Genomic DNA, 10858 nt, shown 5'->3' with positions numbered 1-10858 from the left:
ACGGACGATATCAAGGGTATGTGGGGCATTCATAGACAGCCCTGCTCTTCTCATCAAAGTATTCTTAGGTAGATCCTTAGAGTCTCCTACACCCAAAAGTTGCTCGACACGCCTGTTTGGGCGTACAAAAAGTGTCGAACTACCGACCACTGCACGGATTATTGAGGACACGACCAAGAGTACGACGGCGAACGCGTCGTACTCCATGATCGCCCGTTCCTCATGGCTCTTCCAGAAAATAGCATGAAGACACAGCCTTTTACGGCGATGCTTTTGTCTTGAGGCTAATCAGATACGCCATCAAGTCATCGAATTCCTGGCGATTATTGAGTGACCGCACCAAACCACTTGGCATCATCGAGCTCTTGGACTCAATGACCTCTTCGATCGTATCTTTGGGAATCCGAATCGGTTTGGGTTCGGCGACATTCCGTACAACGATGCCGTCCTTATCCTCAGAAATACGAATCCCGGAAATCACTCGTCCATCATCTGTCAGAACATTGATCTGAGCGAACTCTTTGTCGATCTGCTTCGAAGGATGCAGAACCGATTCAATCCAGCTACTGGGCTGCATTACCTTAGTAAGTTTCGTCAAATCAGGTCCCAGCTTTGGTGCGTTTCCTGGTGGATCATGACAAGCAAAGCAAGAGGCAGCCGAAGTGTAGAACAAACGCTTGCCGCGATTCTTGTTTCCCTTTTCCGAAGCGGCCTGGACTAACTCCTCAAGTGTTTGTTCTAGCAACTCCTTCTCCAATTCCACGTTGTTGATGGCGACCGGTTCCTCCAGATCCACTTTAGCCATGAGTTCCTTCTCCAGCGGATGCAGCGCCTCTAACTCCTCAGGCTTCCAGAACGTGGTTCGATCGGACGACTCGGCACGAACTCGGGCGACGGTCGCCTTATCAATAGGCGCCGCCTTGTTGCCCCAGGTATTGCGGACGAATGTCAACACATCAGCCATCTCTTGATCATTTAACAGGTCCCGAAATGCGGTCATCGGTGGTACGCCGCGAGCCGGGTCATAGATCTTTCCTCCAACTTGCATCTTTCCCCACATACCATGGAGGGCAAGCTTGATTAGACGATCCTCACTACCATTCACCCAGGGGCTCTTGACTAGAGGCGGGTAGACGACTCCATTACCCTGCCCGTTGGTTTGATGGCATGTCGCACAGTGTGATTCGCGTTGGAAAATCTCGCTCCCACGTTTATACGAATTCTGTGCTGCTCGGTCCAAATGTCCCGGGACGCGGTAATTGACGACGTGCAATTCCGGAGATGCTACGAAATCGGAAGCCAGCTTTGTATCAAACTTCGTCCAGAAGTGCTGAACCGTCTGAGCTGCGACCGCGGCATGTGGAACCGTTGAATTCAACAATTGCTCCAACAACTCGTGGTTTACCACGTTGTGCTGTTGGTGCAGCCACAAGGCCTCCAGGAGATGGTGCGCTTCGAGTTCGTCGTTCGGATCGAAATCCTTTGCCCAAGCTTGGGCCGCAGCGATCACCTCATCGGAATCACGAGCACTCAGTTCAATACGTGTCCGATGTCGCACACCGTCGACCGGATGCTTTAAGTTTTCAAGCAATTGTTCGATCGACTGACCGTGAATTGGAACAGGCTCCTGCAGCGGTCGATCCTTAACCGTAAGTCGCAGAATCCGCCCGTGCTTGTGGTCGCGACTTGGGTCACGAATGTTGTGCTGCATATGGCCGATGATCATGTTGTGCCAGTCAGCCACGTAGAGCGCACCGTCTTCACCTACGATCGCATCGCTTGGCCGAAAGTTTCGATCTTCTCCGCTCAGCAGTTCTTGTACGGGCGTGCCCCAAACGTGACCGTACTCTCGCCGGCCACCATCACCACGGTTCAAGTCGTATTGCTTGATCCCCAGAAATCCGATCACGTTTAGGATCAGGAAGTCTTGCTGCATATCTTCAGGGAAGTGTGCCGAAGACAGAATCTCATTCGCTGGAACCGGACGAAACTCTTTTTCCAGCAGCGAATGCATCTGGAAGCCATTTCCTTTGGGGCGAACCTGGTACGACTTTCCACCCGTTCCGTCGTTCGCGTAAAGATAGCCCCAGCGGTCAAAACTGGTACCGTGCGGGTTGGGGCTGTTGGCGGCGATTGGCGTAATGGCAAATGTGCGAGGGTCGAATCGATACATGCCCGATCCACCAGTATTCAAGTTCTGCTTCCACGGTGTTTCGTGGTTGTGGACCAGAAAGATACCGCTTTGCCAATAGATCCCACCGTCGGGACCATAGATCAAGTTATTCGCCGCGTGGTGCGTATCTGACGTACCAAGACCTTGCAGAATCGGATAGCGAACATCTGCCTTGTCATCTCCATCGGTATCCTTCAGGAATAGCAGGTCAGGGCCTGATGTTACTAAGACACCGCCTCCCCAAAACTCAAAACCCAGTGGGTTGTGCACATGGGCAAAGATCTTACGCTCATCGGCAACCCCGTCCCCATCAGTGTCCTCGAAGATCATTAAGCTGTCTTTCAGCTCATCTCCCGGCTGCCATTTTGGATAAGAGTTCCAACTGGCCGCCCACAGTCGTCCCTTTGAGTCGACTTGAAGTTGCACAGGATTGGCCAAATCGGGGAACATCTCTTCCGAAGCGAAGATATTTAGTTCAAAACCTTCTGGAACTTTGATTTGGGCCAGGCTGTCTACGGGACTTAGATAATCCGAGCTTCCTTCCTTGGCCGCGCTCGAACTACGGCTGCCTCCTCCGACATTGGTTTTCACCTGAACGGGGGCAGGAACGTTCGTATCGTCGGGTTCGATTGATTTACCATGGGCAGCAGCCCAAATGACGCTATCACGATTGGCCGTCATGAGATCCAACATCTTCAGTTCGTGAACTAGGACCTCGGCGTTGGTTTGACCGTCCACAAAGCTGAGCTTGGACCGCGAACCCCAAATGTCGTTCCCGTCCGTCGCACGATAACGATTGTGCCAGTGCCAGTTCTTGTCTTTTACCGCTTCGTAGATCATTTCAAGTGAGTCACCGGAAGACGCTGTTTCGCCGACCAGTTGCTTAGAGATTACGTCGGCCAGTTGACGGTAACCTTGCTCATTCAAATGAATCCCGTTGAGCGTCAAATTCTCATCAGTCGCTTCATATAGCGCCAGGGTCGGAGTAAACAGATCGACGAACGTGGCATCGGCAGCATCGGCGGCATTCTTCGTCGCCTGCGTGATTGCTTCTAGATTCGCGTTCAGTTCTTTGCCGTCAGGTAGATTGCGATTACCGGTGTTCTCGTAAGCAATCGGGCTGAATAGCACGAATCGGGCATCCACGCCATCTTGCTTGCGTAGTGCTCGGTACTTGTCTACCAAGTCGACCAACTCTTTCTCATAGGTCGATGCTCCTGCCGGGCCGGCGTACGCTTCGTTGTAGCCGTACATGACCCACACGACCGTGGGTGCGACATGCTGCAAGTACTCGGTATCGTTAGTAAATCCTTGATTTCGAGGGCGTTTGTTCACCAAATCACCCGAAAAGCTCATGTTGCGGAATCGGACATTCTTGCCTTTCAACTTCGACTGCAAGACCGTTTCGACCCAAGGAGCATGCTGCATCCGGTCAGCCAGCCCGTTTCCGAAAATCGCTACGACATCCTCGTTCTTGAATTCGAAGGGCGCATCGGCTCGGGCGACAGAACTAGAGAACAAAGTGAATATTGTGACCAGCATCCATAGCATGGATGTCGGTGCACGGTGGAGAAAAGCAGGCGAGATTTTTCTAGGCGGGTGGTGCATTTCGTATCTCAATCAAGTTGGTCATGAACGGACATGTTCGTTCGTGTTGTTGGGGCTGCGTTACTTCGTTGTCCGTGGTGCGTTTAGCCACTGGATAAGTTCCGCACTCAACAGAGCGACCACATCCGGGTGATCGGCCATGAGGTTTCGATTTTCGTTTGGATCAGCGTCTAAGTCAAAAAGTTCTACAGGCTTCCCGTCGATTGCAAGCAATTTCCACTTTCCGCGCATGGCGACTTCGGTCGCATAGGGTTTCGGCTTGGGATAGTGGCGTTGCAGATTCTTGTAGAGATTGAGCTGCCAGAACACAGTCCCCCTGGCCTTTTCACTCGGTGGATCTTCGCCTTTGAAATGCGGCAACAGACTCAAACCATCGATTGGCAATTCGCTCGGCAGCCGAATACCTGCTGCATCGCAGAAAGTAGGTAGCAAATCGTTCGTGTGACCAAACGCTTCAGATGTTTGACCAGGTGGAATCGTATTCGGCCAACGAACCAACATCGGTACGCGAATTCCACCGTCATGCAGATCGGTCTTGCCGCCTTTCAAGTCGTGGATGAACCCTTCGTAGGCCGCTCCATTGTCGCTTGTAAAGAGAACAAGGGTATTGTCTGCGAGTTTCAGTTCGTCGAGCTTTTTGAGGATCTCTCCAACTTTGGCGTCCATATGCTGCACCATCGACCGGAAGCGATGCTGGTCATCGCTAGTATCCTTAGAAGCGGTACCAGACCAATGGGGCTCGGGAGCAGGCTCATATGGTTTATGAGGAACGAGCCACCACACGTTGATGAAAAATGGCTTCTCTTCGGCGGAGAACTTTTCGATCGTCTCGATCACAAAGTCGCCATTGGCATCAGTAAAGTGCTTGGGATAGTACGAATCCTCTTCCCGAACCTGTAGATCGTTTCGAAGGAGGACCGTTCCGCCCTGCCGAAAGAGCGTTCGCTCACGACCCATCCGGCCGCGAACTGGCTGCTGCTCGATTTGTGTCTGATAGAGATCGAACCCGTGCTGGCGGGGACCCGGCTGATCAGTCTTTCGCTTTCCATTTTCGTCGACTTGAAGCCCGCCCAAATGCCACTTGCCGACATGGGCCGTGTTATAGCCAGCTTCCTTCAGAAGTTCTGCTATCGTGGTCGCCGATTCTGGGAGCCATTGATCGCGATCGTTGAAATGTTTGGTGATTCCAAATCTCAGTGGATAACGACCTGTCAGCACGGAAGCTCTCGTTGGAGAGCAGACGGCCGACCCAGCGTAGAATCGATTGCACAACAACCCTTCATTTGCAAGACGATCAAGATTTGGCGTCTTCACTGCAGGGCTGCCGAAGCAGGAAAGGTCTCCATAGCCGAGATCGTCTGCAAGTAGCAGAATGATGTTAGGGCGTTCGTCGGCACAAACTTCGCTTGTTCTCCCCAGCACGTTCACGGCAACGCTGGCCATGATTAGAGAATAAATGACGTAAGGCAGTTTCATAATCTGTTGCTTTGACCGTCTTTGCTTATTTTTGTGCAGGCTCTTCCAGTCTTTTTCCATTTGACGTGATCACTTGGAAGTGATGGATGCCGACTTTTTGTCCATCGGCGTATCTCCACACAACTTTCTTGTCGGGCGTCACCTCGAACATCTTGGGAGCGTTAGGATCTGCCCGCCCAGCGGCGTAGCTGGTGATGACGATATTGCCATTGGGTAGAACTTGCGCGCCGCAGGGATCTTGAAGCCAGTCGCCTGGCAAATCATCGTTGGTCAGTATCCAGACGATCTTGCCGTTGCTGTCGAAATCAACAACTCGGTTGCCGTGCGTACAGCAGACGAGTGTATGCCCATCGTCATGTCGAATGGCTGTAAATGGCCAGGTATGGATCTTGTGTTCGCTATCACCCGGTGCGGTTGTATCTAACTTGTTGAGGACTGTTCCATCTCTGCCATAGTGGAAGACGGCAAAGTCGAGCAAATGCGGTGCGAGGTACGTTCCATCCGGGAGCTTCCGGGCCATCCGTGTTTGCATATGATGATTTTCCTTCTGGCAAGCTAACGGAAACTCCAGAACCACCTCGCCATCGGGACTAAGTTCGAGAAGACGCGGGTTATTGCCTGCTTCCGTGATTACCAGTTTTCCTTCAGCAGTTGGCTGAGCGCTGTTGACTTCGCTCTGCGTACCTTTCCAAAGAACCGTTTCGGTTCTATCTGGACCTATTCTGACAACCGCCCCGCCCTTGTATTGCTTCGATTTGCTGAGCGTCAGAATGATGGAACCGTCGCCGAGCACATAGCCGTCTCGCGTAGAAGCTGGGTACGTCCAGCTCGCTTTGCCATCAGCTCCCATAATGTAAGTCTTCTGACCGCACGCCAGGAAACTGTGAGTCACTTCTTGGGCGCTGACACTAATTGAACAGGAAAGGAAGGCGATCAGAGCCGCCCAAAGCGTTGCGGATTGCATGATGTTTCTCATCTTCTCGTTCGCCGGTTGTAATTCTCTAACTTGAACAGTTGCTTGCACCTTGCCTATGCATGGGCAGTCCTAGTTTTTACCGGGGAAAGAATCATTAGTCTTTTTAGGCAGGGTGTGGAAGCATCGTCGCTCGATCGCTGAGATGCCTTGGTATGTCGTCGGGGAAAGGACCATTTTTCACGGCGAGAACACTAACTTTAGGGTGCTCGGTCGTCGTGCATCCAGAGAGGTTCGTGGAGGCATGCACGATGCCAATGGACACCCGAAGGCAAAGTTCGTTGGCCGTCAATCCTGATGCATCGATCCGATTATAGTCGACATAGCGTCGCCCGGCACGTTTTTCAGAAAGTCACAATTTACGCTACCTGATCTAGGCGTGCCGCATGATTGATCGCTGTATTCCAGCAACTTCCCGGGCGGCGGTGACGTAATTGGACCGACGAATTAATGCAATCGAATAGAGAGGGGCAAGTGCCCCCCAAGCTTTCATGCCCAGCAAGTCAGATCCAGAGATCATTCACAAAAACGTTTCTGCCCAGGGAAGACGTCGCTTACCATGAAAGGCAATTGGAGCTTTTCACAGCCCGAGCTCATCCCAAGTGCAAGACTCCTAAGTAGGATCTACCCCATGCGTCCCATCCAATGCACATTCTTTTTTTTGGTTGCTACGTTTACCGCACTGGCCGATGCGACGGCGAACGAAACATCGGCTCCCAACATTCTTTATATCTTCACCGATGACCAGAGCTACCGGACGGTTAGCTGTTATCCCAGGGCTTATGACTTTGCAAATACACCCAATATCGATCGTCTCGCCGAACGAGGTGTACGTTTCGATCAGGCCTACATCGGCGCCAAATGCGTACCGTCACGGGCGACGGCACTGACAGGCCGACTTCAGTTTGCTGTTGAATCGAACCATGACGGAACCAACATCGACGGCAACACCTACTGGTTTCCGACGATTCGGGAAGAAGGCTACTACACCGGGATGATCGGGAAGTGGCACTACGGCAAGGGAGCAAAGGCGCATCAACACGGCACATCCTGGGACTGGTCCGTGGTATGGGACCATGGGTCTTATGATGCCGCCGGCGGATACTACTACGACCAGAAGGTCATGATCAACGGCGCTCCGCAAGTTCCGCTCGAAGGCTACAGCACCGACCGCTACACCGACTACACGGAGCAGTTTATCAAAGAACGCGCTCAGGAACCCGATAAGCCTTGGTTTTTTTGGCTCTGTTACGGCGCGGTTCACGGGCCCTACACCCCAGCGGAGCGACACAGGAGCTCGCTGAAGGACGAACCCGAAACCGCCATCCCTGAAGATATCTGGGGGCCAAGACCTGGCAAGCCAGTCCACTTTCAGGGAAGCAAGTGGAAGAAGGGCGAAGACGGTAAGCCTATTTACAAAGGGAAATCCCTCAACTTCTGGGTCAAGCAACAGACAGAGGCCGTCGCCGCCATCGATGAAAGCGTCGGTAGGATCGTGAACGCACTTGAAGAGACCAACCAGTTGGATAATACGATCATCGTCTTCACTGCGGACCAAGGTTATGTCTGGGGACACCATGGCCTAAAGGGCAAGATTGACCCGTATGAAACGGCAATTCGGTCGCCATTCATTGTGTCCTGGCCGAAACACTTCCCGGTAGGTCAGGTCTGTAAGGCACCAATCAACGGACCAGACGTCATTCGCACTTTCCACGCATGGGCAAAAGCTGAACCGCGTTTATTCATGCCCGGCAGGGATATTACTCCCCTGATCATGAATCCGGAATCGCAGGCGGTGCTCAAGCAGTGGAACAAGGTTCCGACGATGATGACCTACGTGCATAACCGATACGAACCCATGGAAATGGCCAAGCGGCTGCAAAACAAGGATTGGAAAGCGTGCATGTACGGCAAGGATGCGCCGTGGTATTTCATGATTCTCGTCGAGAACTACAAGTACACACGTTATGCTCACCCCGACCGTATCGAAGAGCTTTACGATCTGCAAAAAGACCCGGAAGAGTTGGATAATCTGGCGGTCAAAGAGGAGTTCACACTCAAACTCCAGGAAATGCGTGCGGCCTGTGTGCGCTCGATCAAGGATAATGGTGGAAGTGCTTTCGCCGACTACCTCCCGCCACCAAAGACCACAGACAAGTCAGAAGAAACGGAGCTCCCTGGTAATACGATTGTCTTCTACGGCGGAAAGAATCGAGTTCACTTGGAAGGGTGCCGGCGACTATCAACGGATCCGAAGGTATTGGAGACCATGACCAAAATGACGCTGGACCAAGCCAAAGCGAGGGGACTACCGCTATGCTCCCGCTGTCCGGGCAGTACGACCCCTCCCTGATTGCAGCCCGTCTAATTGCATCTACCGCCGAAAAGCAAAGACCAGACGCACATTACGCGGTTTGGGCGCCTAAAGTGCGTCGAACTCTATAGTTGCTTCTACAAACAACCAAGCGATTAGATCTGCATCAAGTCGAGACGAATCTTTTCTGAAGCTTTCACTTTTCTTCGTAAAAAGAAAAGAACTGGCGGAGTGTAATTAGCATGCCCCCGAACGACCAGACACAAAACGAGCTGTTTCTAAGGCTATTCACGGCCAATGAGCCGGCGGTACGTGCCTACGTCCGTCGTTTGGTCCCCACCAGGGACGATGCTGCGGACGTGATGCAGGGCGTTTCGCTTGTGTTGTGGAGGAAGTTTGGCGAATTGGACGACCCAAACAGTTTCCGTAAGTGGGCCTTTGGCGTTGCTCGTTACGAGACTCTCGCTTGGCTTCGTGACAAATCGCGTGATCGTTTAGTGCTCTCCGACGATGTTCTCCAGACGATCGCTCACGAATCGACTCGTGACGAATCCAGATTGTCGGCTCAGAGAGAAGCACTTGAGGGCTGTCTTGAAAAGCTTCCGCAAGACCAACGGAAACTAGTACTGGCAGCCTACGCCCCTGATGTTGGTATCGTCCAAGTTGCTAAGCAAAGCGGACGAACGGTCAACGCGTTCTACCAGTGGCTCCACCGAATGCGCGTACGCCTTATGGAATGCACCCACCGAGTTCTTCAGGCGGAGGGACTTCTATGAGTGACATACCAACACCTCGTCAGATATTTTCTAGGTATGTATCTGGTGAGATTTCGCCAGAGGAGATCGCTACGTTAGAAACTGCCTTGCGCGACGACCCGGATTTACGGCAGGAGTTTATCGACTATCTGAACATCGACTCGGCCCTGGGTGACTTAGCCGCATTGAGCGACGAAGAACTCAAAGAGGCGGAACAAATCGTGGCTTCGGTCTCCGATGACCCTTCCTACGTAACAAAAGACACATCTCAGCGCCAGAATCTTTATCGGACTGTAGTTGGACTATCGGCCTTAGCCGCAACCTTCCTCGTGATCGCTCTTGTCTGGAACTCCCTGTCGCTCAACGACGGAGTTGTTCCCGTGGCAACGCTGGTCAGCGAAGTCGATTCCGTTCTGATGCTCGACGGAAAACCGTGGAGCAGCAGTCACCTTTTGACAGGCGACTATGTACTGGAACGCGGGTTAATGCACTTGCGGTTTGGAGGCGGAGTGATGGTTTACATCGAGGCCCCTGCCCGTTGGAAGGCGGCAAGCAAAGAGCGTCTGGTACTCTACGACGGACGGATATCTGCGTCCGTACCGCCGGAAGGTGTTGGTTTCACGGTCGAGACGCCTGAGGCGGAAATCATCGATTTCGGAACCGAGTTTTCTGTTGACGTCAATGGTGGCGCAAGCGAAGTGCACGTCTTCGAGGGACTCGTTCGCGTGCAGCCAAGATTGAGAGGGAATGAAAAACCAGCCGAAGCCATTGACCTGCGAACGTCTCAAGCGGTAAAGATCAGAGAGGTTTCACCGAATCCGGTGCCGATTGAGTTGGCTAAGAATCGGTTTATTCGAACTTTCGAGGAAGCGAAACGAAAGTACCCCAGAACCATCAAACAATTATCGCCGGTCGCCTATTATCGGATGGCAATCCGTGACCAGGGTCTTGCTTCCATACCTCCGGAGTATTCCGGGGTCGTTTTGACCGGCAAGGGAGTCCGTCCGCCGCACGCAAGCGGTGTGTTCGCTGGTGGATCGTTACGGGTGCTGGCAAATTCAACCGGAAGAGGCGGTCGCGTTGATAGTCCGCCTCCACTAGAAACTGGCCAACTCACCCTCGCGACCTATCTATATCTCCATGCCGAAACCCCTTCCGCCGTTGCCGTTAGTGATCTTCAGTCTGATGAGGGCAATTTCACGCTTGGGATTAACGAAAACAGTTTCCTGAAAGCAACCATTCGAGACAACCAAGGCCGTCTCGTGACTGTCTCAGGTGACGCTCCACTTCCAATTCAAAGCTGGCATCATGTCGTCGTAACTGTCGATGGCAATGCGCTATGCCTCTACGTCGATAGCCTACTCGTCGCGTCGACTCCGTGTAATCCTCTGAACCCAGAAAACACTGCTCCACTTTGGTTCGGCAGAGGTACCAGCGGTGATGCGTTGTGGAACGGACGCATCGATGAAGTAGTCATTTTTGACAACGCCCTCAGTGAAGACGAGATTACCGTCCTCTATCAGGCCGGGCTCGAAGAAATAAATGGTTCACCTTGAAAC

The 10858-nt window shown here is 52.6% G+C and carries 6 protein-coding genes; 3 read left to right on the top strand and 3 right to left on the bottom strand.

Annotated features, from left to right (window positions below; genetic code table 11):
- Positions 1–259: 259 nt before the first annotated feature.
- The 3 genes from PSR63_RS24255 to PSR63_RS24245 form a co-directional block, all read right to left on the bottom strand.
- Positions 260–3724 (bottom strand): PVC-type heme-binding CxxCH protein, encoded by a 3465-nt coding sequence (locus tag PSR63_RS24255; protein WP_443111064.1) that lies wholly within the window; start codon positions 3722–3724, stop codon positions 260–262.
- A 117-nt stretch (positions 3725–3841) separates the two neighbouring features.
- The gene (locus PSR63_RS24250) at positions 3842–5257 is read right to left on the bottom strand and encodes a sulfatase family protein (protein ID WP_274328374.1); all 1416 of its coding nucleotides are present in this window, start codon (positions 5255–5257) and stop codon (positions 3842–3844) included.
- 25 nt (positions 5258–5282) lie between these two features.
- Complete coding sequence (locus PSR63_RS24245; RefSeq protein ID WP_443111063.1) at positions 5283–6221, bottom strand: beta-propeller domain-containing protein; 939 nt, start codon at positions 6219–6221, stop codon at positions 5283–5285.
- A 640-nt stretch (positions 6222–6861) separates the two neighbouring features.
- Between PSR63_RS24245 and PSR63_RS24240 the strand changes: the two genes are divergently transcribed.
- From PSR63_RS24240 to PSR63_RS24230, 3 genes are all read left to right on the top strand, one after another.
- The gene (locus PSR63_RS24240; protein ID WP_274328372.1) at positions 6862–8583 is read left to right on the top strand and encodes a sulfatase-like hydrolase/transferase; all 1722 of its coding nucleotides are present in this window, start codon (positions 6862–6864) and stop codon (positions 8581–8583) included.
- 203 nt (positions 8584–8786) lie between these two features.
- A complete protein-coding gene (locus PSR63_RS24235; protein WP_274328371.1) occupies positions 8787–9320 on the top strand; it encodes a sigma-70 family RNA polymerase sigma factor in 534 nt (177 codons plus the stop codon).
- Positions 9317–10855: a LamG-like jellyroll fold domain-containing protein gene (locus tag PSR63_RS24230; protein WP_274328369.1), complete on the top strand. Its 1539-nt coding sequence runs from the start codon at positions 9317–9319 to the stop codon at positions 10853–10855. The genes PSR63_RS24235 and PSR63_RS24230 overlap by 4 nt, the downstream gene beginning before the upstream one ends.
- The last annotated feature ends 3 nt before the right edge of the window (positions 10856–10858 follow it).

Source organism: Bremerella sp. P1 (assembly GCF_028748185.1).
Classification (GTDB): domain Bacteria; phylum Planctomycetota; class Planctomycetia; order Pirellulales; family Pirellulaceae; genus Bremerella.
The sequence above is the reverse complement of the archived record's forward strand: the minus strand, read 5'-3'. Positions and strand labels throughout refer to the sequence as shown.

Excerpts from the sequence above, each read along its gene's own strand:
- PSR63_RS24255 (WP_443111064.1), bottom strand. The coding sequence starts at position 3,724 with ATGCTATGGATGCTGGTCACAATATTCACTTTGTTCTCTAGTTCTGTC.
- PSR63_RS24235 (WP_274328371.1), top strand. The coding sequence starts at position 8,787 with ATGCCCCCGAACGACCAGACACAAAACGAGCTGTTTCTAAGGCTATTC.
- PSR63_RS24245 (WP_443111063.1), bottom strand. The coding sequence starts at position 6,221 with ATGCAATCCGCAACGCTTTGGGCGGCTCTGATCGCCTTCCTTTCCTGT.
- PSR63_RS24250 (WP_274328374.1), bottom strand. The coding sequence starts at position 5,257 with ATGAAACTGCCTTACGTCATTTATTCTCTAATCATGGCCAGCGTTGCC.
- PSR63_RS24240 (WP_274328372.1), top strand. The coding sequence starts at position 6,862 with ATGCGTCCCATCCAATGCACATTCTTTTTTTTGGTTGCTACGTTTACC.
- PSR63_RS24230 (WP_274328369.1), top strand. The coding sequence starts at position 9,317 with ATGAGTGACATACCAACACCTCGTCAGATATTTTCTAGGTATGTATCT.